The sequence below is a fragment of the Paenibacillus sp. sg306046 genome (assembly GCF_059821225.1).
In genome coordinates this window covers 330827-356339 of sequence record NZ_JCAMRT010000002.1, presented here as the reverse complement: position 1 = coordinate 356339, position 25513 = coordinate 330827, and the positions used below count along the sequence as shown (strand labels likewise).

Annotated in this window: 15 protein-coding genes and 1 pseudogene; all 16 read right to left on the bottom strand. The window is 58.9% G+C overall.

Annotated elements, in window-relative coordinates:
* Complete coding sequence (locus tag AC6ROY_RS03445; RefSeq protein ID WP_500098584.1) at positions 1–1266, bottom strand: AAA family ATPase; 1266 nt, start codon at positions 1264–1266, stop codon at positions 1–3.
* 271 nt (positions 1267–1537) lie between these two features.
* Positions 1538–5218, bottom strand: a complete 3681-nt coding sequence (locus AC6ROY_RS03440; protein ID WP_500098583.1) for an AAA family ATPase — start codon at positions 5216–5218, stop codon at positions 1538–1540.
* A gap of 32 nt (positions 5219–5250) precedes the next feature.
* Entirely contained in the window at positions 5251–6435 is a 1185-nt protein-coding gene (locus AC6ROY_RS03435; RefSeq protein ID WP_500098581.1) for an exonuclease SbcCD subunit D, read from the bottom strand.
* A gap of 40 nt (positions 6436–6475) precedes the next feature.
* Positions 6476–9283: pseudogene (locus AC6ROY_RS03430) on the bottom strand (3'-5' exonuclease); the annotation flags it as partial.
* A gap of 89 nt (positions 9284–9372) precedes the next feature.
* On the bottom strand, positions 9373–11184 hold the full coding sequence (locus AC6ROY_RS03425; protein WP_500098580.1) for a reverse transcriptase/maturase family protein: 1812 nt from the start codon (positions 11182–11184) through the stop codon (positions 9373–9375).
* Between the two features lie 649 nt (positions 11185–11833).
* On the bottom strand, positions 11834–13180 hold the full coding sequence (locus tag AC6ROY_RS03420; RefSeq protein ID WP_500098579.1) for a UvrD-helicase domain-containing protein: 1347 nt from the start codon (positions 13178–13180) through the stop codon (positions 11834–11836).
* The gene (gene addB / locus AC6ROY_RS03415) at positions 13170–16889 is read right to left on the bottom strand and encodes a helicase-exonuclease AddAB subunit AddB (RefSeq protein WP_500098578.1); all 3720 of its coding nucleotides are present in this window, start codon (positions 16887–16889) and stop codon (positions 13170–13172) included. Before addB ends, AC6ROY_RS03420 begins: the two co-directional genes overlap by 11 nt.
* A gap of 342 nt (positions 16890–17231) precedes the next feature.
* Positions 17232–17795, bottom strand: a complete 564-nt coding sequence (locus AC6ROY_RS03410) for a nitroreductase family protein (protein ID WP_500098577.1) — start codon at positions 17793–17795, stop codon at positions 17232–17234.
* A 24-nt stretch (positions 17796–17819) separates the two neighbouring features.
* On the bottom strand, positions 17820–19196 hold the full coding sequence (locus AC6ROY_RS03405) for a class I SAM-dependent rRNA methyltransferase (RefSeq protein ID WP_500098576.1): 1377 nt from the start codon (positions 19194–19196) through the stop codon (positions 17820–17822).
* Positions 19197–19345: 149 nt separating this feature from the next.
* Positions 19346–19777 carry an NUDIX hydrolase gene (locus AC6ROY_RS03400; RefSeq protein ID WP_500098575.1) on the bottom strand — a complete coding sequence of 144 codons (432 nt, stop codon included), beginning with the start codon at positions 19775–19777 and terminating at the stop codon, positions 19346–19348.
* Between the two features lie 52 nt (positions 19778–19829).
* Positions 19830–21257: a tRNA (N(6)-L-threonylcarbamoyladenosine(37)-C(2))-methylthiotransferase MtaB gene (gene mtaB, locus AC6ROY_RS03395; protein WP_500098574.1), complete on the bottom strand. Its 1428-nt coding sequence runs from the start codon at positions 21255–21257 to the stop codon at positions 19830–19832.
* Between the two features lies 1 nt (position 21258).
* On the bottom strand, positions 21259–22062 hold the full coding sequence (locus AC6ROY_RS03390) for an RsmE family RNA methyltransferase (protein WP_500098573.1): 804 nt from the start codon (positions 22060–22062) through the stop codon (positions 21259–21261).
* A gap of 108 nt (positions 22063–22170) precedes the next feature.
* Positions 22171–22860: a site-2 protease family protein gene (locus tag AC6ROY_RS03385; RefSeq protein WP_500098571.1), complete on the bottom strand. Its 690-nt coding sequence runs from the start codon at positions 22858–22860 to the stop codon at positions 22171–22173.
* A 10-nt stretch (positions 22861–22870) separates the two neighbouring features.
* The gene (prmA, locus tag AC6ROY_RS03380; RefSeq protein ID WP_500098570.1) at positions 22871–23845 is read right to left on the bottom strand and encodes a 50S ribosomal protein L11 methyltransferase; all 975 of its coding nucleotides are present in this window, start codon (positions 23843–23845) and stop codon (positions 22871–22873) included.
* 207 nt (positions 23846–24052) lie between these two features.
* Positions 24053–24268, bottom strand: a complete 216-nt coding sequence (locus AC6ROY_RS03375) for a hypothetical protein (protein ID WP_500098569.1) — start codon at positions 24266–24268, stop codon at positions 24053–24055.
* 110 nt (positions 24269–24378) lie between these two features.
* Positions 24379–25497, bottom strand: coding sequence for a molecular chaperone DnaJ (gene dnaJ, locus AC6ROY_RS03370; protein ID WP_500098568.1), 1119 nt, complete (start codon positions 25495–25497; stop codon positions 24379–24381).
* Between the last annotated feature and the right edge of the window lie 16 nt (positions 25498–25513).

The window sequence follows — 25513 nt, the reverse complement described above, 5'->3', positions numbered from 1 at the left end:
TTATACCCCCAGCCAGCCTAAATCATTGTTACTTTGAACCGGATTTTTCAAAGCCTTTACTAATTCGTCCCTTACTGTCAGGTCACCTAAGTTACCTTTTGACATTAATGTAGGCAGAGAGTCTATGTCTGGCAAAGGGTAAAACTTACTTGAACCATCATTTGGATCTCTGTAGCATAAAACAACACCTAATAATTCTTCTCGCGAAAGAGCGTTAAGCAGAGTTGGATTATGCGTGGTGATAATAACATCTATTTTTCTTTCTATGGTTAACCTCGATATGGTTTGAATTAGCATCTTAATTCTGCTTGGATGAATACCATGATCAACTTCTTCAATTACAATCATGCTGCCTGGTTGTTCACTAATTAACGAAGATAAGATTGCCAAATACCTGAGTGTACCATCCGATAGCCGCTTCGCTTCAACAAACTCGGAGCGTTCACCAAACTTTTCTTCTAAACTAAACATAACATCGCCAATAGAGGTTTTAATAAACGAAATATCTAAAATCTCATTTTCAGGCAAATCCTTCAGTATCTTAATCAATTCTTGTTTGTATTCCTTAATTTGACACAGTTCATAAAGCACTGAGGATATATTTTCCGCTGTAGGCTTTAACTCGTGATCACTCATTCTGGAGTAATCTCTCATTCGGCTAGGGAGCGGGTCTAAAAATAAAATATTCCCTAACCGTTCCAAAACCAAATGAATGTACGCGACATTTCTTTTGCTGGTTTCGTTTGTCGTTGGCATCTTTGATGAAAGCTGGGCCAGCACAGATACGGAACGAATACATGTAACTTCGGGGTTTCTGCCTCTCTTTCCATTACTATATTCGACAAAAATATCACTAAATTCATCAGAAGTATCTTTAGTTTGAAAAACAACAATCGGTTTGCCGTTAGGAGAAAGCTTAACTAAATGCTCCGCAAGTATAAACACTCGATTGCTTACTTTTATTGTAATTGAATATTCCAAGTCATATTCTTCATCAAGATCTACTACGCAACCTAATGTAAACGTATCTGTCCCAATTCTAGGACATCCAATGCTTCCGCCTCTAATTTCACTATCAACGTTTTTCGATCCATCAAGGATCACCGCTAATTCTCTCCCTGAAGATATTTCGGAAAGAATTTTTATCCCCTCGATTGCATTTGTCTTTCCACCTGCATTTGTACCGATTATCGCAGTCAATTTTTCTATTTCTAATAAGGATTTATTAAAACTTTTGAAGTTTTGGATAGAAAAGCTCTTTATCATAATTCCCCTCCTTCAAATTAGAGTTTAATCGAATACTCCATATTATAACAAATTAAATTCATTGTAATACCTGAAGCAGACTGTTCATTTACTAGGCCAGCAACACATTGCACTCCACATGGCCAGACGCAGGCTCCGACGTGCCGGAAGCAGCTACATCTGGCGTTCATAGCTCGCATACCTTCGCACAACCGCGGGGGACTGGGAGCTGCGTGCCCATCATTTGAAACACAAATCCTCTGTAAAGGTCCTCTCTCCGAGGACAATTCGTTTACATCGTCTCCAGCTCAACCCGGCTTCCCCGAACGCCCGGCTCGGCAGGATGCACAACAAGCCGCCGCGGCAGACGGGCGCGCAGCTCCGGCACGTGGCTGATCACGCCTACTGTCAGCTTATCGAGATGCAGCTTTTCGAGCGCCGTGACGACCGCATCCAGCAGCTCGGGATCGAGTGTTCCAAAGCCTTCGTCCAGGAAAAAAAACTCCAGCGGGTATTCGCCCTTGAGCTGAATTTGGGTAGATAACGCCAACGCTAACGACAGCGAGGTGAGGAACGTTTCACCGCCGGACAACGTCGTCACCGGACGGCGCGTCCCGCCGTTTGCATCGTCACGGATGACGAAGCCGCCGCCGGAATCGACCTCAATCGCATAGCGGCCGCGGGTCAGCTGCCCGAGTCGTTCAGACGCGGCCCGGCTCACGTGCATCAGCTGCTCCTCCGCTAAAAACTCAACAAAGGCATTGCCGCGCAGCACGGCCTGCAGCTTGCCGAGCAGCTCCAGCTCCTGCTGCACCGCAGAGCGCTCCAGCTCCAGCTCCTGCCAGCGGCCGTGCCTAAGCCGCAGCTCCTCGCAATCCCGTTCCGCCCGGGCGCTTGCCTGCAGCGCTTCCTCGTCCTGCTGCTTGCCTGCGGCAAGCTCCCGCTCGGTCAGCTCCCAAGCCTCGTCCGTCACCTGCCGTCCTGCCAGCGCCGCCTCCAGCTCCTGCAGCCTCGCCGCTGTCTGATGCTCCTGCCGGCTATGCGTCTCGACTGCCGACTGCCAGTCGTTGCGCTGCTCCGCCGTGATGAACGCCTCCTCAACTTCACCTGCAGTTGTAAATCCGGCCGCTGCCGACTGCTCCTGCCACTCGGCTTCAGTCTCCGCTTCCACGGCCTGCGCCGATTGCTCAGCCTGCACGGCTGCTGCTGCCTGAGCCGCGGCCTTCTGCTGCGCAGGCTGCGCCTGCTCGCGCTGCCTGCCCGCCGCCGCAGCCGTCTCGCGCAGCCGCTGCAACGCAGCCGTCGCCTCGGCCGCGAGCCGCGCCGGGTCCTCCGCTCCGGTCAAGCTTTGCAGCCGCTCCGCCTGCTGGCCGATGAAGCGCTCAAGCGTCTCCTGCTCCGCGCTTAGCCTGACGGCCTGCTTCTCCAGGCCAATTTGCTCCTGCTGCAGCTGCTGGAGACGCGTATCCTTTTCCTGCAAAAAAACGACGCTCTTATCCAGCCGCTGCCGCAAATCCTCAGCCGCTTCCTCCTGCCGCCTGCTTTGCTCCGCCAATCCGGGTACGGCCGCAGGCTCCCATTCGCCAAAGGTTTGCCGCCAAGTGGTCTGCTGCGCAGCCAGCGCCCCGTTCCATTCGGCAGCCTTGCGTTCCTCCGCTTCAATAGCCGCTTGCAGTGATTGCAGTCGCGCCTCCAATTCGTGCCGCCTGCGTTCGGTTTGCCGGGCTTGCTGCTGCAGCTCCTGCCAGCCTTGCTCCAGTTCATCGGTTGCGCATTCGTAGCTGCGCTGCGTTTCCAGGCAAAAAGCAACGGCTGCTGCCAGACCCTCCGGAAAGTCAAAGCCCAGCTCCCCGATTGATCCGGTTGGCGATATGCCGGGCGCCGTCAGTTCTGCCGAGGCAGCGAAATTAATCCCGGGGTCGGTCGCCGTCGCCGCCGCCGCTTCCGCTTGTCCAAAGGCAGCGCGCCGCTCCGGGTCACTCAGCGGCATGGCCTGCGCAGCCAACTCCGGCTGCACCTGCACGCTCCGGTCCGCGGCAGCAACCAGCGGAGCGCACTGCCGCTCCAGCGAAGCAAGCCGCTGCTGCAGCTGCCGCACCGCAAATTGCGCCGTCCGCGTTTGCTGGCGGCGGCGATCCCGCGCGGCCCGCTCCTGCGCCGCTTCGGCTTTCGCCACGCCTTGGGCGGCCTTCCCGGCTGCATTGGCTGCTCCTTCTGCTGCCGCTGTGCCCCCAGCCGCAGACAGATCGCCGCCGCCTGACCCCGGCGCGGCAGACGAGCCGCCGTCGTCGGCCTGCACCGAGCCGCCGGGTGGATGCCCAGCCAGCGCCGGATGCTCGGCCGAGCCGCAAACCGGACACGGCTCGCCAGCGTGCAGCTGAGCCGCCAGCGCTTCGGCCATTGCCGATCGCTCGGCCGTCAGCTCGCGCTCGCGGCGCAGCTCCTCCTCGCGAGCTTCCGCACGCTCCAGCTCATCGAGCTGCGCGTTCAGCGTCCCGACCGCCTGGCGCAGCCCTGCCGCCGTCTCCAGCCAACTAGCCGCACGCTCGCTCCACGCTCGCTCCTCCGCCGCCAGCGCCTGCTGCTGCTGACGCTCGCGGACGGCCTCCTGCCGCTGCCGGTCCGCATCTGCCTGCCGCTCAGCGACCAGTGCCGCCGTCCGCTCCAGCTCGCGGGCCGCCTGCAGCGCCTCCTGCAGCCGTCGGCGGGCGGCGGCAGGCACGTCCACTCGCGCCAGCTCCGCCTTGAGCTGCGCCTGCCGCTGCTGCGCCTTCTCGCGCAGCTCGCGCTCGCGCGCTTCCTCGGCGCGCTGCGCCGTCAGCCCGGCGGCCACCCGGGCCGCCTCTGCCGTCAGGCCCGCCAGCCGTTCGCGGGCCGTCGCCAGCTCCGCCGCCAGCTCCGCGGCATGGCGCAGCTGCTCCAGCCGCGCGGCGAGCGGCGCCTCCCCGGCCGCCAGCGCTTCGCGGGCGGCCTCGTATGCGGCTTCAGCCGCCGTCAGCGCCTGCTGCGCGGCTGTCAGCGCTTGCGCAGCCGCAGCCGCTGCTGCGCGGGCTTCGATGTGCTGCGCGCGCGCGGCGGCGCGCCTGCGCACGAGCGGGCGCAGCCGCTCCGCTTCAGCGGCGCGCGCCAGCCGCTGCTGAAGCAGCGCGAGCCGCGGCGCATCCGCCGCCAGCTGATCGCGGCGGGCCGCTTGCGCAGCACGCTCGCGCTGCAGCTCGCGCACCGCGCGCTGCTCGGCGGCGAGACGCTCGCTCGCCGTCAACGCTTCGCGGGCCGCCAGCGCGGTGTGGCGCGCCTCAGCCAGTCGGGTCTCGGCAAGCGCCAGCGCCTCGGCCGACGCGTCGCCCAGTCCCTGCTGCTCGGCCTGAAGCTGCTTGAGCGTCTGGTCAGCGGCCTTGAGCCGGGCTGACGTCCGCGCGCTCAGACGGTCGCCGTACGGCTCCAGATGAAACAGCCGCTGCAGCATTGCGCGGCGGTCTTTGCCTGCCAGCGTCAAAAACTCGGCAAATTTGCCTTGAGGCAGCACGACAGCACGCGTGAAATCCGCCATCGACAAGCCCAGCAGCTCCTGCACCCGCTGATTCACCTCGCCTGCCTTGTCAGCCAGCACCATCGTACCGTCCACTTCGTAGCGGATCAGCCGACATACCGTGCCCAGCATCGACTGCTCGCCGTTCCGCTTGAATTGCCGGTCCACCCGGTAACGAATCGCCCCGCCGGCCGCAGCCAGCTCGAAGCTGAACGAAACCGCAAGCACATCCTCGGCCTGGTTCATAATCGCCTGCGTTCCGCCGAAGGCACGCTCCACCTTGCCGAACAAAGCAAGCGTCATCGCGTCGAGCAAGGTCGATTTTCCGCTGCCGGTCGGGCCGAAAATCCCAAACACACCCGCGCCCGTCAGCGCCTCGAAATCAATTTCCTGCAGCTCGCGATAGCTCTGCAAGCCGGTAATTTGCAGCAAGATCGGCCTCATGACCCGCTTCCCCCTTCCAATCGCCAACCCGGCTACTGCCCTGACGCATGGACTTCCTCCTCATCCGCCAGCAGCTCCAGAAACAGCTGCGTCAGCTCCGGCCCCGGCTGTGCGCCACCCGTCTGCCGTTCGTAGAACCGCCGGAACAGCTCCTCCATCGGCACGTCGGCAACCTGCCTCGTCGTTTCCGCTTCCGCCTGCAGCTCCGGATACACCGGCCTGATCTGAATCAAGCCTGCGCGGGCTTGCCGCAGCCGGTGAATATGCTCCAGCGAAATCGTTTCCTGCACATGCAGCTCCAATTCAATCCAGGCCGTCGCATCCTTGCCTGCATCCAGCCACTGCTGCACCTCGGCAAGGCCGCCGCGCGCCTTCCAGAGCACCAGCGGCCGGCCGCTGGACAGAAACACTTCCTCCAGCACCGGAGCGCTTCCCGGCGTTATGTCAACAATTGTCACCGATTTGGTCTGACCGGCCTCCGAGAAGCTGTAGGCAAGCGGGGAACCGCTGTAACGGAGCAAGCAGTCGCCGCTTGCCTGCTGCTGCGGTCTGTGTAAATGGCCCAGCGCCGCATAACTCGCTCCGGCCGCAAGCGCAGACGCGTCGACCGTATAAGCTCCGCCGACCTGAATCGGACGCTCGGACTCCGTTTCCTTGCCGCCCATGACATACAGATGGCTCATCAGCAAATTAACGGTATCTGCACCGAACTGCCGGGATTGCTCCTGTACGATATGCCGCACCCGGTCTGAATAAGCGGCGCGCAGCAGCGTCTCGTCCGTCTCGTCGGTGAGCAGCTCCTTGAGCCGGGATTCCGACGGGTACGGCAGCGCAAACAAGACGGCGCGTTCTCCGGTTCGCCCGATGTCGATCCGATGGACACGCGGCTCCGGCAGTCCGATCAGCCGCACCCCCAGCTTGTCCGCAAGCGGAGCTGCGGCCGCCAGCCGGTCAGGATGATCGTGATTGCCCGCGATCACATAAACCGGACGCCTCCCCTGATCCGACAGCCGGGCAAGCGCGTCATAAAACAACTGCTCGGCCGCTGCCGGCGGATTTACAGAATCGTACACATCGCCTGCCAGCAAAATAAGATCAATTTGCCGCTCGCGGACGAGGTCCACCAGCTCGTCGATAAACGCCTCCTGCTCCGCCAAGCGGCTGCGTCCTTCCAGCGCCCGGCCCAGATGCCAATCCGCCGTATGCAATATACGCATAATCCCACCTCCATCTTGACTCCTTTGCAGCCTCTCCAGACTACAGCTTCACGATATGCGCCCCGTCGAACAGAAAAATAAACCGTTCCTTCACAGGCTTTTTCCAAATCACTTCAACCGCGTGCGCGTAAAGCTCCAGCTGCAAACGGTACTTCGCTGCAATCCCGGCAGGCGGCATGCCTTTGAGGCGATCTGTCTTATAATCGACCAGCACAAAGCCATCTCCTTCATCTATCAAGCAATCAATGACCCCTTGCAGCATAACCGTTTCATCCGCCAGCCCCGCCTGATCGCCGCGATATACATCGGCTGCGGGCATGCCCAGGCTGAAAGGCAGCTCCCGGTACACGCGGGAAGCCGACAGCAGCTTGCCGCCCAGCTCACTGGTGAAAAACGACACGATCACCTGCGGGTCGATCAGCTCCTGCTGCGCCTGCGTAAGCAGCTCTCTGGCGACCATGTCGGCAACCGTACGCCGGATATCGTCTTCGGCAGGCAGCCGGTTAAGCGGAATTTGCTGCATCACGGCGTGAAACACCGAACCGCGCTCGGCCGCTGTCAGCTCCCGCTGCTCGATAAATCGCGGCTTCCGCACAATGAGCGGCCGGTAGCCTTCCACCTGCTTGCGTCGCTCGCCGTCGTTTGCCCCCGCAGCCTGCTGCGCGATCTGCGCGTCGGACGGCTGCTCCGCTACGCGCGTTTGATCCGGCTCCAGCGCTGCCGTCGGACGCGCCGCCAGGCTCCACGCTCCCGGCGCCAGCTCCAGCTCATCCGCTGCCCGGAACAACGACTCACCATCGTCCGCGAGCAGCTCAAGCAGCTTCTCATGCTCGGATAACCGCTTCAGCTCCGTCACCGACGTTTTGGAAAACACTTGCGTTGCCGCCGCACGCGCATAACTCCACGATAACCGCTGCCACACCTCGCCCTCCCAGCGCTCCGTACCGTCCACGGGCTCCTGCCGCATAACGGACGGCCAGCGTTCGTCCCGGGTCACCGGCTCCGTCACGGCCGCCGCCTGGGCGATGTGGGCAAACCGCTCCGGACTGAACAAATGAATGCGCCACTGCGAGCTTTCCCCCCGCATCGACGGATGCGCATCGCTGCTCAAACCTGCCGCTTCGCGAAGAATGTCCCCTTGCGGATGTCGCATCAGCGCCGGTCCGATCCAGTCAAGGTAACATTTGGCAGCTGCAAGCGTATCGTCGGGCAAGGTTGGCTCCCCCTGCTCTGCGTAACGCGCCCAGGAAGCCAGCTGCTTTTCCAGTCCGCGCACGCTTGCGACCAAAATAAGCTTTTCCTTGGCGCGGGTCAACGCAACGTACAGCACCCGCATTTCTTCCGCCAGCATTTCCATCCGGATTTTCTGCTTGATCGCCAGCCAAGACAGCGTCGGATAACTGACCCGCGTGCCCGGCTCCAGCAGCTTGGGTCCGAAGCCAAGCTCCTTATGCAGCAAAAACGCATCGGTCAAATCGCGCCGATTGAACATTTTACCGCAGCCCGCGACAAATACGACCGGAAATTCCAATCCCTTGCTTTTGTGGATCGTCATAATCCGCACGACATCCTCCTGCTCGCCCAGCGCGCGCGCCGTACCGAGATCGCCTCCGGTATCCTGCATCCGCTCGACAAACCGGAGGAAACGAAACAGGCCGCGCAGGCTGGTCGCTTCGTACTGCCGAGCCCGGTCATACAGCGCTCGCAAATTCGCCTGCCGCTGCTCGCCGCCGGGCAGCCCGCCGACGAAGTCGAAGTAACCGGTCTCCCGGTAAATTTGCCAAATCAGCTCCGCCAGCGGCCCCTGCAAAGATTGCATCCGCCATACGCTCAGCGCCGCCTGAAACCGCCGCAGCTTGCCGCGCAGCAGCTCTGCTCCGTCATGCGCAGACGGCTCCGTTTGGTTAAGCTGCAAGGAACGCGCGGACGGCCAGCCGTCCTGCCCGGCTTGCTCCAGCTGCTTCCATGCGGCGGCCTCTCCATCATCCTCCGCTGCCTGCGCCGGCTGTGACGCCGCCGACTTCTCCCTCGGTTCGCCGGCCGCATAGGTGCGCACCGCGTCAAAAAACGAGCCGTTCCGGCGCGCGATCCGGATCGCCGCCAGCTCCTCCTCGGTCAAGCCCACCAGCGGTGAGCGCAGCACGCCCGCAAGAGGAATATCCTGGTATGGATTATCAATAATTTTCAACAGCGACAGCACGACCTGTACTTCGGTAGCGGAGAAATATCCGGTATTCAGCTCGGCATAAGCGGGTATACCCTGCTGGCGCAGCTCCTCGATCAGCACAGGCGCCCATTGCTGCGTCGCACGCAGCAGCACGACCATATCCCGGTAAGCGACATCTCGCATGGCCTTCGTTGTCTTGTCATAAACCTGGTATTTGCCGCCGCCGTCCTCGCCCATCATCGTGCGAATGCGCTCTGCCAGCACACGCGCCTCCAGCTGCGCCGTCTCCAGCTCCAGCGCTTCCGACGCACCGTCCTGCGTGCCGCCTGCTCCGTCGCCCGACTCGCCGTCCGCCTCGGCAGCCCGCTCCGCAGACGGCTCCGCCGATCGGTCGATCAGCACCAGCTCTGCGGCCCGCTCGCCGCCGTCTCCTTCCGGATAAGCGGCCCCATACGCCAGCTCCGCCCGCTGATCGTAGTCGATTTCGCCGACGCTTGCCTTCATCACCTGACGGAAAATGTAATTCGTACCGTCCACCACTTCACGCCGGCTGCGGAAATTGCGGGCCAAATCAATACGCTGCCCCGGTTCTCCCCCGTCCAGCCGGAAGCTGCGGTATTTTTCCTGAAACAACCCCGGCTCCGCCAAACGAAACCGATAAATCGAGTAGGGTAAGCGCCCAGCGCCTTTGCAGTGTTACCACTGTAGGTTTCCAAGCGCTCCCCTCCAAACCGTACGTACACCTCTCAGCGTATACGGCTTTCCATTCATCAGTCTAACTTCCCATTATGGAGATCGACATGACATCCCAAACAGAGCGCTATTGTTTTCCGCCGTCTCTGAATCATATGCTTCTCCCACTTCTTTTTGCCCGAGAGGTCTTTTAGCTTGCGAACATGGTGAATTTCTAGCGGAACACCTTCTGCTCCACAGTGTTCACATGTAGAAGCCATCAATCTGACCAAAAGACTATTGCGGGAGGCATACTTGAATATATTGGGTACATCGTCGATAACCGTGTCGCTTTTCCTGATCGTTCTGTCCGTGACCAGAGGCCCGTCCATGAAGTAGCTCTGCTTGATACCCTGTTGTGTCCGATAGTCCACTTTGAAGCGGCCATTGGCAGAATACTTTGCCCAGATTTTAGAGGCTCTTGTTCTGTACTTACCTGCGTACGTGCGCAACATACTTTGCTGCATAATGTAACGGAACTTATGCAGAACCGATGCATTGTTCGCTAGGCGGTAATAGTTGTAATACCCTCTAATCTCGGCATTGTATTGTGAAAGGATTTCAAGGTCGTCATTTTGTATGAGATTATTCCTTGCTACGGCTTTCCACGTACCATCGGGGGAGACTTTAAGTGCTCCCAGGCTGTTCAGCTTACCAGTCCATTTTTCGTACGGAACGTAGAGTTTGACATGCATATTTTGCCGCGAGACTCGACTGTCGGAGTGTCGCACCACGAGATCAGTACTCCGATCCGTTGTGATGTCGTATCCGAGGAACCGAGCTTTCTTTGCGCTGTTAGTAATGAGGGTCTTTTCCTTCGAGAGCTTCAGTGACAACTTATCACTGAGGAAGGAGGTCAGATCCTCTTTAACAGCCACGGCATCTTCCTTCCTGCCGATAATGCCAACGAGGAAGTCATCTGCATATCTTACGTAGACAAGTCTTTTGTACGATGCGTCGAGGAGATCCTTTGACGGCATCGTTCTCAATTGCTTCTTCAGAATCGATACCTTTTTCACGTATTCCCTACCCTGTGCGGTGTCCAGTCCTACAACCCCTGCACGCTTCGTGTAGTGGCGAATCATGGTGGCCGTGTTCAGGTAAGGCTTACTGTGTTGTCGCTTAGCCCCTTTGTCAAAAGCCTTTTTGTACTCTTCCATGTGTTTGTCTAATTCGTGTAGGTAGATGTTGGAGAGCACTGGGCTAATGATACCGCCTTGAGGTGTACCGCTGTTTGTTGAATGGTATTTCCAATCCTCTAGATAACCAGTCTTTAGAAACTTCCAGATCAGGTTGATGAACTTCTCGTCCTCGATCCGTTGTCTCAGAAGTCTTACGAGCGTTTGGTGCTCAATGTTATCAAAGAAACCTTCGATGTCCCCTTCAACAAACCATCGCACTCCAGAGAACGTTCCCTGCACCTTCATGAGTGCAGTGTGGCAGCTTCTTTCTGGTCGGAAACCATGAGAGCTTTCACGGAAAGCACCTTCATAGATACTTTCGAGTATAAGCCGTACAATCTCTTGAACGAGCTTATCTTCGAACGACGGTATCCCGAGAGGTCTTTTCTTCCCGTTCTTCTTGGGAATGTATACTCTCCTTGCGGGCTGAGGCTTATACGACTGGTCTTTTATTGAGTCGATCAGTTTAGTGACTCTCTCGATGCTCATACCGTCTACGGTTTTTCCGTCTGTTCCCTCTGTCATGTTCCCTGGCTTAGAGTAGATGTTGCTGTAGGCCAAGAAAAAGAAATCAGGGTTGTACAGGTTACGGTATAGGCGTGTGAACTTGTAATTAGTGTCACTCGAATGGGTAGCTAGACTGGACAATACTACTTTTGGATTTCTCATAGAGCCTCACGCTCCTTCCCAATTTTGTATTATTCCAGATGAACTGCTCTCCTTCGCCATCACTCTACTTAAGTAGAGTGTCGTACATGCCTCCATGTACGTGTGGGCAGTTTTCCTGCTTCCGGATTTACGGCAATACCTGTCAGTCCAGGTTCCTCAGACTACTACGAGAGCTCCGTTACCATATGGGATATTCAGAGGCCACAACCCTGTTGGGTTCATCCCTCATAGCCTTAGGTGGCGGTCCCACTTAGGTAATCCCCATTTAGTACGATTAGGAACATGGCAAGTGTAATGTCGGATATGACTTTCGTTCTTTAACCCTTATTGGGCTTGGGAGGCCTTGGCTCGTGAAGAATGTGTCAAACAGTCAGACACTTTCCCAAAGGCCACATACCGTTTCAACTACATTTCGGTACGGATGACGTTAGATCCCCTCGAACTATCATTCAAGCAATACAGCCTTTATCCTCGTTTACACTTTTCACCTCGGTATTCTGCTTCGTCTTCGTAGTTTTGACGGCTTATACCTTTATTCACATGCTATTGTCCCCGCTCTAGTTTCCCCAAGCAAGTAAGTGATTGGTGACAGGAAGTTGATTACGAGCTATTCCCGCAGCCTTGCCAAAGGCTGAATTCCTAATCGCCCTTATGGGCGCACCTGCTTCACGTCCCCCACCATGAACCGGTTGCCCGGCTCCTCCCGCGAAATTAACGCGACAATCGTTTCCTGCACGCGGTTCGTATCCTGGTACTCATCCAGCATCACTTCCACGAAATGCTCGCGGTATTCCAGCGCCGCCGCCGAAGGCAGCGGGCTGTCCGGCTCCGTCCCCGGACCGGATAAAATGTGCAAACAATAATGCTCCAGATCACCGAAATCGACCAGTCCCTTATCGGCCTTCGCCTTCCGGTACGCTTCTCCGAAGGACACCACCAGCTCGACGAGCGTCCGCATCAACGGAGTCATCACGGCCAATTCCCCAGCATACGCCTCCAGACTGCGGCCAAACCATTCTTCCTTGATTGCCGCCAGCTTGTCCTTGGCTGTATTGCGAAGCTCCTTGACCTGCTCCTGCAGCTCCTTGTCTACCTGATCGCCCTTGCACGGCTTCAACTTGCCGAACCCGGCGCCCTGGAACGCATGATACAGGTGCTCCCATGAAGGCGATGCGCTCATCTCCAGCAAATAATCCACAACGGCCAGATCGTCCTCCAGATTGGCCAAATACGGATCAGGACCTCCCGGGCTGCTCGCCAGGCGCACGGCTTCGCGCAGCAGGCCGTCCATCCCTTGAAGCTCCAGCTGCACCGCCGTCCGCAGGCTTGTCAGCCACGGGTGCCGCTCGCCGTCCAGCGGCTCCTCGAACATCTGCACGCAGCTCTTCAGCCAGTGATCCGGCCAGGGATGGCTGCGCGAGTCGTCGTACAGCCGCTGCACAAGCCGGAACAGACCGTCATCGGTCTTATCCCCGCTGAACGTGTCAGCCAGCCGCCAGAACGGATCACCCTCCTCCGCCACACCGTAACGCTCCTCCAGCAGCTCGCCTAACAGCTCCTGACGCATCAGCGCGCTTTCCGTTTCATTCGCGATCCGAAAGCCGGGGTCCAGCTTGATAAGCTGATAATGCTTCTGGATCACCTCCATGCAGAAGGAATGCAGCGTCGTAATAAAGGCCCGCGGAATAAGCGCAAGCTGTCGGCGCACATGCTCCGACCCCGGATCGGCGAGCAGCGCCTTCTCCAGCGCCTCACTGATCCGATGCCGCATCTCCGCCGCCGCTGCCTTCGTAAAAGTCGCGACGAGCAGCCGATCCACATCAATCGGCTGCTGCGGGTCCGTAATTCGGCGAATAATACGCTCGACCAGCACGGCTGTTTTACCTGAGCCTGCGGCTGCGGCTACGAGCACGGACGTATCGCGCGCCGCTATAGCCTGCCACTGGTCGTCGGTCCAGGTGCTGTTGTCCGGCTTGCTTAGCCGATTAATGGTCATTGTCGCCCCTGCCTCTCTCTAACTTGCCTTGCTCCGGCTTGTCCTGCTCGGAGCTGCCTCTATCCGGGCTATTTGCCCGGCCCTGCGCTTTCTCACCATCCGCCGAAGCCGGAAGCACATCCGCAGCAGCCGAAACCGAAAACGCGTCCGCCGCCCCCGTTCGGCGCTCCATCAGCTCCAGCGCCAGCTCCTTGCCAAGCGAAGGCAGCTGTTTGTAGTCGTTGCCCGCGAGCTGCGGGTCGAACTGGCATACCGGCTGGAACGAGCACGTCTGACAAGCGACCGTCGTGCCCTGGCGATACGGCTCAATCGCAATATGACCGGCCGTCATTGAAATGCCGATGTCACGAATCGTCTGCTGTACATGCCGTCGCACCGTTCCCCATTCCCGATCCGTCGCCACCGACGAGGACTTATAAAATGCCCCATCTGTCTTGAGCGCCACGGGCAGCAGCTCGGAATAGCCGCTTGCGCCGATCAGCGCGCTGTCCATCAGCCTGACGGTATCGGCATTGGCGCTCAGCAGCCCCTTCATCTTGAACCGCTTCCGCAGCTCCTTGCCGACCTGCTCGGCGCTCAGCGCGTTTTTCATCTGCAATACAGGATTATGCACATGGAAGTACAACACGCCTGCCGGCTGAGCCTCCGTGCCCAGCCAGCGCGGAGCATGAGTTAAAATCACGTCCAAATACGTCATCATCTGCAGCGACAGACCGTAATACACATCCCCGAGCTGCAGCGCTTTGGAGCTGGACTTGTAGTCGATGACCCGCAGCAGCGTTCCCTGCTCCGTATCCGCACGGTCGATCCGGTCAATCCGCCCGCGTACGTTCATCAGCACGCCATTGTTCAGCTCGACATGCAGCGCCGGAATTTGCTGACCTGCGCCGAAGCCGATTTCCAGGCCGACCGGCTGGAATTGTCCCCGCTTCGCATGCTCGCCGAGCATAAAGGCCGCCCGGCCGATGACCTGCTTCAGCTTCCGCGCAATATAATGGTAGCGCTGGGAGCTGAGCAAAATTTCGCCCTGCAGCCGGGGAGACAGCGCATCAATGACAAGCGCTGCACGCCGCTCGCATTCCGCTGCCGTCAGCCCGCCCCAATCGGCGCCCTCCGCAGCGATTTGTTCGGCAAACTGGCTAAGTGCAGCGTGGAACAGCTGTCCGACATCCGGCGCCTCCAGCCGGTACATCCGGCGCTCCTTCAGCCGCAAGCCATGCGAGGCAAATTGCGAAAACGGACAGGCTACAAACCGTTCCATCCGCGATACGCTCGTATCAATCGTGTCGCCGTACAAAGCCCGGCTCGTCGCTTCGCCAAGCGGCTGAATCCGGTTCGTATACTGCAGCGCTTCGGTCATTCGGGCCAGCTGTCCCCGGAACGCCGGCTGCCGTGCGAACCAGTTGTACACCGACCACCAGACGCCGTGAATCGGAGCGCCCCGCATCCATTGCTTGAGCTGCACGACAAGCAAGGACAACGCCTTGTCCGGGTGCGTCACATAATCAAGCTGTCCGCTTGCTTCTGCCTCGGCCGCAGGCTCATGTAACGCCAGCCGTTCCGCAGCCGCCGGAAACAGCCGCTTGAGCTGCCGGATCACGTCGGACGGCAGCAGCGACTTGCCTTCCTCATCGGCCAGCGGGTAGCTGATCCACAGCCCCTCGCTTGGCGTACATAACGCGGTATAAATCAGGAAATGCTCATCCAGCAGCCGTCGGCGGCTGTCCTCGGCAAGCTGCAAGCCTGCGCCGGCCAAATGAGCCCGCTCCGCTTCAGTCAGCACGCCGCTCTCCACGCTTTTGGCCGGCATGACGCCTTCGTTCACTCCAAGCACAAACAAATGCTTGATCCCGGCCGAGCGGGTGCGATCCATGCTGCCGACCAGCACCTGATCAAGCGTCGGCGGCACAAGCCCCAGCTTGATGCTCTCCGCACCCGCCTCGAACAGCTTCACAAATTGCTCCAGTGACAGCTCCTCATCGCCGGTCAGCTCCACCAGCTGGTCAAGCATATCCATTAGTCGATCCCATACCTGGGCGTGCTCGCGCGCTTTTTCCGGCTGACCGTCAAGCAGCGCCGACTGTCCCCAAGCCTCCAGACGATCCGGCACCTGCAGTCCGGTCAGCAGCTCATACAGCGCTTCAACCCGGCCCCGCACCGTCTTGCGCTCCCGCAGCTGATCCTGGAACACGCCAAGCGGCTCCGAGACGAGCCGCCGATACCGGTTGATCGAGCGCAGAAACGGCGAGTCCGCGCCCGCTGCGCTCTGCTCCTGCTCCATCGACGTTTCGTACCGGTATGTCCAGTCCGCGCCGTTTCGCCAGCGCGACCCTTGAATGCCGAAGGCCAGCACATAATTTTCCAGCTGGTCGAAGCCATACCGCGTAGGCCGAGGCATGCCCCGTTCATCAACAGCTGCGGTGCGGCCCGCTGGCCCAAACGGCAGAAAAAAACCGGTCTTGATGCAGCGGAACACCGCATCATACCGCCAATGCTGGCGAGCCACCTCCAGCGCCGAGCGGACAAATTCCATCAGCGGGTGATGGAGCAGCGTGCGCTTTTGATCCAGAAACAACGGAATGCCATAGTCGGCGAAGGTGCCTGCCACCAGGTCGTCGTACGCGTCCATATGTCGCACCGACACGGCGCAGTCCCGCCAGCGCAGCCCTTGCTCGCGGACCAGCCGCCGAATTTCGCGCGCGACCGACTCCACCTCTGCGCGCCGATGCACAGCCGCCGTCAGCTGCAGCTCGATGCCATCCACGTCCCCGGGCTTCGCCCGGAAAGCCGGCTTCGCGCCAAAGCCCCAATGCCGCTCCAGATGGGCTAACGCCGGATTTGCAGCGAATCTCGCCGGCGGGACGGCGTCCAGCACGACCGGCGGCCGCAGCTCGATGCCCAGCTCGTTCAACGAAGCGGTCAGCCGGGTCATCACACGTGCCGTCGGATGAAACAAATCCAGCTCATGCACCGCTTCCCCGGCAGCGTAAGGGCGATCCGCCGTCAGCGTCAGGCTGACATCGGCCGCATGCAGCGCCAGCTGCTCCAGCACGGCCGCTTCCTGCGGCGTAAAACGGTGAAAGCCGTCCACCCAGCAAACGGCGCCGCGCACGTAGGACGAAGCCGCAATTTGCTGGGCCAGCAGCGTCAAATAATCTTCGCCGTCCAAATAAAGCCTGGACAGCTCCTGTTGAAATTCCGCATAGATCATCTGTAAATCATGCAGCTTATTCGCAAAGGAAACGCCGGCCCGCTCCGCTTCCGACACCCTGTCCTTATAAAAAACAGCCAGTTCATCGGCTGAAATGCGGTAACGCTTCAGCTCCGTGAACAGCTGGTTCATATGCTCCAAATAACCGGCCTGCTCCGCCGCGCCATGCATGCTCCGCAGTCGGCTGCGGTGCTTGTTCAGCAGCCGGTGCAGCAGCAGCTTTTTGCCCGTGTCGTCGATCGGCAGCCGCGAAGTGCCGCCAACCTCCTGCATCACCCACCAGGCCAGCCGCCGGAAGCTCAGCACCCGGGCACGCAGCGTCCCGCCGAGCTCCGGGTCCGAAATCAGCGCATACTCCGCCTGAAACGTCGCCTGCTCCGGCACGAGCCAGATCAGCGCAGGCCCCTGCGGCTCTGCCAGCAGCCGCTGCCTGATCTCCTCCAAACAATAGGTTGTCTTTCCCGTGCCCGCGCGTCCAAGCACAAATTGAAAAGCCATTCCCGCTTCTCCCCTTCCGGCCGTCCGCTCTCTCTTTGCGATAAACAAACCTCTATCACAGAACTTACCAAAGTTCGACGACTATTTCCTGCGCCGCTGCTTGAATTATAACATAATCGCAACATTCGGAACACCCGTTCCCACACAGAACCCATTGACAATGCGTTCCATCCAGGGAAGCCAAAACACCCGCCAGCTCCAGGATGTCGTCTCCACTGGCAGCTGACGGGTGCCCGTCACGAGGTTACAATGAACAAGTGCTTGAACCATAATCAGCGAAATAATCAGCGAACCGACCGATGCTGCTTCCGTACGCTGCACCGCCGCCGGGACTACCCCCGCCTACTCCGTCAGCCACACCGTCTTTTCGGCGACCGGCCTGCGCTTGCCCTCCGGCTGCGCCATATCGGGATGACCGACATAAAGCAAACCGACCAGCTCCTCGCCCGCGCCAAGGCCAAAAGCCTGCTGCATCAGCGGATGGTACATCGGTTCGCCGGATCGCCAGATCGCCCCCAGCTCCTGCGCGTGAGCGGCCAGCAGCATATTTTGCGCCGCCGCATGCGCGGCTGCGTATTCTTCGATGCGGATAACGCCCTTCTCCGAGGACGGGGAAACGGCGACAGCAATAATAACCGGCGACCGGCGCGCCTTGCCCCGGTGCTTCTCCAGCACTTCAGCCGGCAATCCGCCGTCAACCGCTGCTGCCGCAATGGCCGCATACGCTTCTCCGAGCCGATCGCGCCCGCTGCCTGTCATGACAAAAAAACGCCATGGCTCTGTCGCATGATGGCTGGGCGCCCAATTGCCCGCCTCCAGAATACGTTCGACCAGCACCCGGTCTACCGGCGTCTCCTGTACGCGCCCGATCGTCCGGCGCCCTTCAATGGCTGCAAACAGCTCCATCCTCTGCATCCTCCCTGTTCTCTGTTATAGCGACTGGCGCGTCCGCACCTCGAAAATCGCAAATTTTAAATAATGCCCCTCATCCACGCCCAAAATCCGCGGATGATCCTTGCCCGCTCCCCGGAATTCGATCAGACGCAGCGTTTTGCCCGCATCGTGAGCCGCCGCATGAATCGTTTCCAGAAACAAATCCGGCTTCATATGGTACGAGCAGCTTGCCGTTACCAAATATCCGCCTTCGTTCACCAGCTTCATCCCGTGCAGGTTAATGTCCTTGTACCCGCGGCAAGCGCCTTCGACGGCGCTGCGTGTTTTGGCAAATGCCGGAGGATCAAGGATGACGACATCCCATGTCCTGCCCTTGGCCGCCAGCGGCACCGACGTATCGACCTTGCGGCCGCCCGATTTGCCGCGAATTTCGCGCTGCTCCTGTCCCCGCACCTGCTCGCGCAAGTAATCAAATGCATCCGCGACGACAAACTCCACCCGCTCGCTGAACCCGTTCAGCTCCACATTTCGCTGGGCCGACTGCACCGCATGCTCGGAAATGTCAAGGCAGGTGACCTTCTTCGCCCCATATCGGCAGGCGTGCAGCGTGAAGCTGCCTGTATGCGAGAAGCATTCCAGTACCGTCGCACCGTCCCAATAAGGGAACGTCACCTCCTGGCCGCTTTTGTTGACCGGAATCCGCCGCGACGTCCCGTCGTCCAGCAGCTGCTCCACGGTCCGGATGCCGCTGCGCTGGCCCCAGCCAAGCATCAGCGGCGCGATCGCCGCGCGATTTTCCCGCTGGTCGAAGAAATACCCCGTTTTCTGCCCGTCCACAATATCAATCTCCAGCAGCAAGCCGTTCTCGCGAATCGTTACCGGGCTGATGCATTCGCCATACAGCACGCCCTTGCGACGCTCCAAACCTTCCAGCTCCCGCACCGACACATCGCTGCGCTCATAAATGCCGACCGGCTGCATCACCTCAACCAGTGCCGAAATGAGCATCTCCCGTGCCTGCTCCATCCCCAGTGTCAGCACTTGAACGACCAGAATATCCTCGAATTTGTCGACAATCAGGCCTGGTAAAAAATCCGCTTCCCCATACACAAGCCGATAGGAGCGGGCGTCCGGCACGAAGCGCTCGCGCAGCTGGCGGCACGCCTGCAGCCTGGCGGCAAACCAGTCAACCGTCAAGCTTTCCAAAGGCTCATAAGCGACAATCCGGACCGTAAGCTGAGATTTTTCGTTATAATACCCGGTTGCCAGGTACGCGCCGTCATGCCGGCGAACCTCCACCAGACCGCCTGGCACAGGCTCTCCCTCTACGCGTTCGATCTCCGTGCGGTATACCCAGGGATGACCTTCCTCTACCCGTTTTTTCCGTTTCTTGTGTAAATAAACCGTTGCCATCCAATGTCCCTCCGCTTACGTACGCATCTTTAACTCCTGCAAAAAAATAACGGAACCACGGGCGCTTATCCGCAGATTTCAGGTGAAATCCGGGTGCTTGACGCAAGCACAACTAAAGCATCCTGGTTCCGTCATGTTCGCTCAGGCGGCTACTTTATTTCATAACCGAGCGCCAGCAGCGCCTTCCTGAGCACTTCATCATTATTGCCGTAGCCGGCGTTCATTTGCTGCTGCCAGGCGTCCAGCGGCTGCAGCCATTCGACGCCGCGGATTTCCTCCACCTGCGCCTGCAGCTCGCCGCCCGTCGCCTCAACCAAATAGTAGTGCACTTCCTTATCGACTAGCCCGACGCCAGCAAGCTGAAATTGATAGGTGATCGTCTCCAGCGGCTGCACGATGCTGCCCTGGATGCCCGTTTCCTCCAAAATTTCACGAAGCGCCGTTTGCTCCACCGTCTCCCCCGGCTCCATTTTGCCCTTGGGCAGCGTAATTTTCCCGTAGCGGTCCTGAATCATCTGCACCTGAAGTCCGCCGTCTCCGGCTTTTCTGTACACGACTCCGCCTGCTGAAACTTCCTTCATCGACAACATCCTTTCGCGGGTAACGGCCCTGCGACCGCCCGTGTTTTGCGTTCTATACGATCGCTTTGGCCGCCTGGCCGGGAATCGTCTCCGCGTTACCCGCCGAAGCCGAAGCGGCTGCAGGTACAGTCAGCTTGACGCTTCGCGCGCCAACGGCTTTGACGGCAGGCAAGTCTACCAGCTCGCCACGGCATTCGTTCACGCCGGCTTCCGTAACTTTCACCCGGCATACCCGGCCGATCCAGTCCTCACTGCCCGCAAATACAACGGACAAATAGTTATCCGAGTAGCCCATAATGAGGCCGCTGTCCGGCTCTCCCTTATGGCTGCGCTCCGGAATAATTTCCAGCACCTCGCCGACGAACCGCTGCGCATACGCCAGCTGCATCCGCTCCGATAAGTCAATCAGCTCGTGTACGCGGGCGTTTTTAACTTCCTCGTCCACCTGCTCCTCCATCCGCGCCGCAGGCGTGCCTGTCCGCTTGGAGTACGGGAACACATGCATTTCCGAGAAGCCCATCCGCTCTATAAACCGGTAGCCTTCACGAAACATCTCTTCGGTTTCGCCGGGAAACCCGACGATCACATCCGTCGTAATGGCGACGCCCGGCATAATCCGGTGAATATGCTCGATTTTGGCGGCAAATTCGGCCGTCGTATACTTGCGGCGCATCCGCTTGAGCACGTCATCGTCTCCGGCCTGCAGCGGGATATGCAGATGACGGCACATTTTATCCGAATGCTGCAGCACCTCCAGCACATCGTCCGTAATTTGACTCGCTTCAATCGAGCTGATCCGAATCCGCTTCAAGCCTTCGACTTTATCCAGATCCCACAGCAGCTTGGCCAGCGAATAATCTTCCATATCCTCGCCGTACCCGCCCGTATGAATGCCGGTCAGCACAATTTCCTGGTAGCCTGCCGCCACCAGCATCCGCGCCTGCTCCAGCACGCTTTGCGGCTCCCGGCTGCGCATCAGGCCACGCGACCACGGGATGATGCAAAACGTGCAGAAATTGTTGCAGCCCTCCTGAATTTTCAGGAAGGCGCGCGTCCGGTCGGCAAAATCCGGCACGTCCAGCTCCTCGAACGCCCGCGTTTTCATAATGTTGCGCACCGCATTAATCGGCTGCCGCTCGGCTTCAAGCTGCTTGACATAAGTCAAAATTTTGTCGCGGTCCTGGGTGCCGATGACCAGATCAACGCCCGGAATCGCCAAAATTTCGGCAGGCGACGTCTGCGCGTAGCAGCCGGTTACCGCCACGATCGCTTCCGGATTGCGGCGGATCGCGCGGCGGATCATTTGCCGGCTTTTTTTATCGCCGGTGTTCGTCACTGTACAGGTGTTGATGACATACAGGTCCGCCGTCGATTCGAAGTCCACCTGCTCGTAGCCTTCCTGCTTGAATAACTGCCAGATCGCTTCGGTATCGTAGAAGTTCACTTTACAGCCCAATGTGTGAAAAGCGACTGTTCCCATCTTATTGTTCTCCTCCCATTTCTCCGGCTTCGTACAGGATGCAGGTCAACCCGACCATCGCCGCCGTTTCCGTACGCAAAATCCGCTTGCCCAGCGACACTGCACGGCAGCCGGCCGCTTCCGCCTGCGCCGCCTCGCGTTCGCTAAAGCCGCCCTCCGGTCCGACAATCAGCAGCAGCTTGAGCCGCCGGCCTGCTCCATCCGCCGCAGCAGACAGCGTCTGCGCAGGAGCAGCCTGCTGCCGCAGCGCCGCGCGAATCAGCCCGCGCAGCTCCTGCATGTCCTGCTTCTCATAGCAAAACCACGCCGCGTCCGCCGTCCCGGCCAGCTCCAGCAGCCCCTTCCAGCTTTGCACCGCGTCTACGGCAGGAACCCGGTTGCGGTGAGCCTGCTCAGCCGCTTCCTTCGCGATTTTTTGCCAGCGCTCCAGCCGCTTGCCCTCCTTCTTCGCATCCAGCTGGACGACAGTCCTCTCGGAGGTAAACGGGATAAAACGCGCAGCGCCGATTTCCGTCCCTTTCTGAATCACCAGCTCCAGCTTATCGCCCTTGGGCAAGCTCTGGGCAATCCAGACGTCGACGCCCGGCTCGCGGTCCAGCGGCAGCAGCTCCTCGATTTCGGCGATCGCCTCGCCGCCCTCCAGCGACTGAAGGATCACAACCGCCTCGCGCTGCGCGCCGTCGCTGACAATCACGCGGTCTCCGGGCTTAGCCCGCATGACCCGGATCAAATGATGGGCGTCATCGCCCGTTATGTGGACATGTTCAGCGGAAAATTGTTCCGGCTGTATGAAATATCTTTGCATCGCAACCATCGCTTTCACAAAAAAAAGGTGAGACCGTTATACAAAAAACGTAAAACGGTCAACCTTCATCATACACGTTTTCTGCTTGGAATACCAGTGGTCAGCCCGCTACATCCCGATGGACGAACCGAAAAACGGGCTGAGCAGCTTGAGGAAAAACCGCAAAATATCACTTTGCCAGGCAAAAATCGGCCCTAGCGTCACCGCGCGAATCGGCGGAATAAAAAACATCAGCAGCACCGCATAAAACAGCCACTGCTGAATTTGCTGCAGCTTGATCGCCAGCCGGGTCGGCAGCGCATCCTCCAGAATCCGGTAGCCGTCCAGCGGCGGAAAAGGCAGCAAATTTAAAATAAACAGGAAAATGTTCATGGTTACCATATATTTCAGAAACGTAGAGACGGCCAGCGCTACCCCCGGGCTTGCGCCGTGCAGCCAGCCGAAGCTGTCGACCAGCAGCATCACAATCAGAGACAGAAAGCCAAGCACCAGGTTGCTGAACGGCCCGGCGAAGGACACGATGATGCCCATCAGCCGCGGACGCTTGAACCGCCCCCGGTTCACCAGCACCGGACGCGCCCAGCCGATCCCGACGATCAGGAAAAAAATCATGCCCAGCCAGTCCAGATGCGCGCGCGGGTTCAGCGTCACCCGTCCCATCGCGCGCGGCGTCGGATCGCCGAACTTATCCGCCAAAAAAGCATGCGCAAACTCGTGCACCGTAAACGCCAGCAGCAGCACGAGAAACACAAACGGCAGCTCCGCGACCGGATAGGCCAGAAAGGAATTCCAGTTCATGCTTGCTCACCTACGGCTTTCTGGCAACGAGCACGACCCAGTCCTGATCCTCGTTCACCGTGGAGATCACGAAGCCAGCCGCTGTAAGTGCCTCTTGCACCGTTTCCTGCTTGCTTCTGATAACCCCGGATACAATATACGTGCCGCCGGACACAAGCGCGTCATACACATCTTGAATGAAGAGCAAAATAATCTCGGCCAAAATGTTCGCAACAACCACCTGCACCGGCAGCCTGACGCCAAGCGCCGACGCATCGGACGCGCGGGTTTCATTCAGCACCTGCAGCAAATCGCTCAGCTTGATCGTAATTCGGTCCTCCAGACCGTTCAGCAGCGTATTTTCCGTCGCGCTGGATACGGACACCGGATCCAGATCAAGCGCCAGCACATGCTTCGCGCCCAGCTTGGCCGCTGCAATCGCCAGAATGCCGGAGCCTGTACCGACATCAATCACTTCCTCGCCGCCCTGAATCACTTGCTCCAGCGTGCGCAGGCAAAGCGCGGTCGTCGCATGCGTGCCCGTTCCAAAGGCCATCCCTGGATCAAGCTCCAGAATGATCTCGCCTTCACCGGCGGTGTACTCCTCCCAGGTCGGCTTGATCGTCAGCCGCTCCGAGACGCGCAGCGGCTTGAAATATTGCTTCCACGCCGTCGCCCAATCCTCGTCGTCCACGTCGTTCCATTCATACGCCGGATTGCCGGTGTCAATGTCATAGTCCGCCAGCCGATCCACGGCCGACTTCAAATCCGCGAGCACCGCCTCCGTGTTCGTTCCTTCGGCGAAATATCCCTTGATTTCGGCGCGCCCTTCGGGAATATCGTTCAACGGCAGCTCGTACCATTGCCCAAGCGACGTATCCCGCTGCTTATTCAAGGTACCGGACTCCTCAATGGAGACCCCCCCGGCCCCAAGCTCGTGTATAAAATTCGAGATCATTTCGATCGCTTCTTCGGTCGTATGTACCGTAAGTTCATGCCAACGCACCGGATATGTCCTCCCCTATCAGTCAAATTAACGCATAGCCCCTAGTATACAACAAGTTGGAAGGCCGACACAATTTATTCGTTAGGGTGTGGACATGCCTACCCGGACAGCCCAAAAACGGCTCCCGGCTTGAGTCGTCTCATAGCCGCGGAGCCGTTGTCACGGGGATGCAAGTTACGGGGAGCCAGCAGGCTCAGGGCTTACGGGTCAGCAACTGCCGCCCGCTTCGCGCATGACCCGCAGCGCCTGCTCATAGGAAGCGTCACTAACGGTCCCTGTAAGCTGCCCCTGCGTCTCGTCCAGCTGCAGCCCGGATGCTCTTAGCGCCTGCAGCTTGGCGATACAGCCGAGCGCGGCTTCGGGCGAAGCAAACGAAGCGGCAATTCCTTTGTCCGACATGCACAACGCCTCATTTCTCTGCATGATGAATCCTCCCTAGTGTCTCGCATCCCCGGCCCGAATATACCGTCATGGCGGAGCAAAAGCAGAAAAAAGGACGGCATCGACTGCCGTCCCTTCTTCAAGCCAGGCGCCTAGTCACCCAGGAACGCCTTCTTCATCCGTTCGAAAATCGACTGGTTCTGCTCATGCGTATGCTCGCCGCTCAGACGGCTGAACTCGCGCAGCAAATCCCGCTGCTCTTCGCTCATCGAGGTCGGCGTTACAACAACCACCTTCACGTGCTGATCGCCTTGGCCGTATCCGCGAAGATGCGGAACGCCCTTACCCTTCAAGCGGAAATACGTATCTGTCTGCGTGCCGGCTGGAATTTTCAGCTTGACCTTCTCGGTCAGCGTCGGAATTTCGATCTCGTCGCCAAGCGCCGCCTGTGCAAACGTCAGCGGCACCTCGCAATAAATATCGTCGCCCTCGCGCTCGAAAAATTCATGCGCCTTCACACGGATGACCACATACAGATCGCCTGCCGGGCCGCCGCGCAAGCCGCCTTCGCCTTCGCCCGTTACCCGCAGCTGCGCGCCGTCGTCAACGCCGGCCGGGATGTTGAGGTTGATCGTACGCTGCTTTTTAACTTTGCCTGCGCCGTGGCAGGCGCCGCATTTGTCCTTGATGATTTTACCCTGCCCTTGGCAGGCCGAGCAGACACGACGATTCACGATGCGGCCGAAGGCCGTATTTTGCACGACCTCCTGCTGCCCGCTGCCCTGACAGACGCCGCAGGTATCCGGCTTCGTGCCCGGCTTCGCGCCGCTGCCGTGACATGTATCGCATGTTTCGGTACGCGGGATCACGATGTCCGTCTTTTTGCCGAAAACAGCTTCCTTAAAGTCGATGGTCATCGTATACTGCAAATCGTTGCCGCGCTGCGGCGCATTCGGGTTGCGCCGCTGACCGCCGCCGCCTCCGAAGAACATATCAAACAAGTCTCCGAAGCCGCCGCCAAAGTCCGCACCGCCGCCGCCCATGCCCTGATTAGGGTCCACATGGCCGAAACGGTCGTATTGGGCTTTCTTCTGATCGTCGCTCAGCACATCGTACGCTTCCTTCGCCTCTTTAAACTTGGCTTCGGCGTCAGCGGCTTTGTTCACATCAGGGTGATATTGACGGGCGAGCTTGCGGTAGGCTTTCTTGAGATCTTCCTGCGAAGCGTCCTTGCCTAGCCCCAGCACTTCATAGTAATCGCGTTTACTCATCCTTCACTCCCACTCC

Excerpts from the sequence above, each read along its gene's own strand:
- AC6ROY_RS03445 (WP_500098584.1), bottom strand. The coding sequence starts at position 1,266 with ATGATAAAGAGCTTTTCTATCCAAAACTTCAAAAGTTTTAATAAATCC.
- AC6ROY_RS03440 (WP_500098583.1), bottom strand. The coding sequence starts at position 5,218 with ATGAGGCCGATCTTGCTGCAAATTACCGGCTTGCAGAGCTATCGCGAG.
- AC6ROY_RS03435 (WP_500098581.1), bottom strand. The coding sequence starts at position 6,435 with ATGCGTATATTGCATACGGCGGATTGGCATCTGGGCCGGGCGCTGGAA.
- AC6ROY_RS03425 (WP_500098580.1), bottom strand. The coding sequence starts at position 11,184 with ATGAGAAATCCAAAAGTAGTATTGTCCAGTCTAGCTACCCATTCGAGT.
- AC6ROY_RS03420 (WP_500098579.1), bottom strand. The coding sequence starts at position 13,180 with ATGACCATTAATCGGCTAAGCAAGCCGGACAACAGCACCTGGACCGAC.
- addB (WP_500098578.1), bottom strand. The coding sequence starts at position 16,889 with ATGGCTTTTCAATTTGTGCTTGGACGCGCGGGCACGGGAAAGACAACC.
- AC6ROY_RS03410 (WP_500098577.1), bottom strand. The coding sequence starts at position 17,795 with ATGGAGCTGTTTGCAGCCATTGAAGGGCGCCGGACGATCGGGCGCGTA.
- AC6ROY_RS03405 (WP_500098576.1), bottom strand. The coding sequence starts at position 19,196 with ATGGCAACGGTTTATTTACACAAGAAACGGAAAAAACGGGTAGAGGAA.
- AC6ROY_RS03400 (WP_500098575.1), bottom strand. The coding sequence starts at position 19,777 with ATGAAGGAAGTTTCAGCAGGCGGAGTCGTGTACAGAAAAGCCGGAGAC.
- mtaB (WP_500098574.1), bottom strand. The coding sequence starts at position 21,257 with ATGGGAACAGTCGCTTTTCACACATTGGGCTGTAAAGTGAACTTCTAC.
- AC6ROY_RS03390 (WP_500098573.1), bottom strand. The coding sequence starts at position 22,062 with ATGCAAAGATATTTCATACAGCCGGAACAATTTTCCGCTGAACATGTC.
- AC6ROY_RS03385 (WP_500098571.1), bottom strand. The coding sequence starts at position 22,860 with ATGAACTGGAATTCCTTTCTGGCCTATCCGGTCGCGGAGCTGCCGTTT.
- AC6ROY_RS03375 (WP_500098569.1), bottom strand. The coding sequence starts at position 24,268 with ATGCAGAGAAATGAGGCGTTGTGCATGTCGGACAAAGGAATTGCCGCT.
- dnaJ (WP_500098568.1), bottom strand. The coding sequence starts at position 25,497 with ATGAGTAAACGCGATTACTATGAAGTGCTGGGGCTAGGCAAGGACGCT.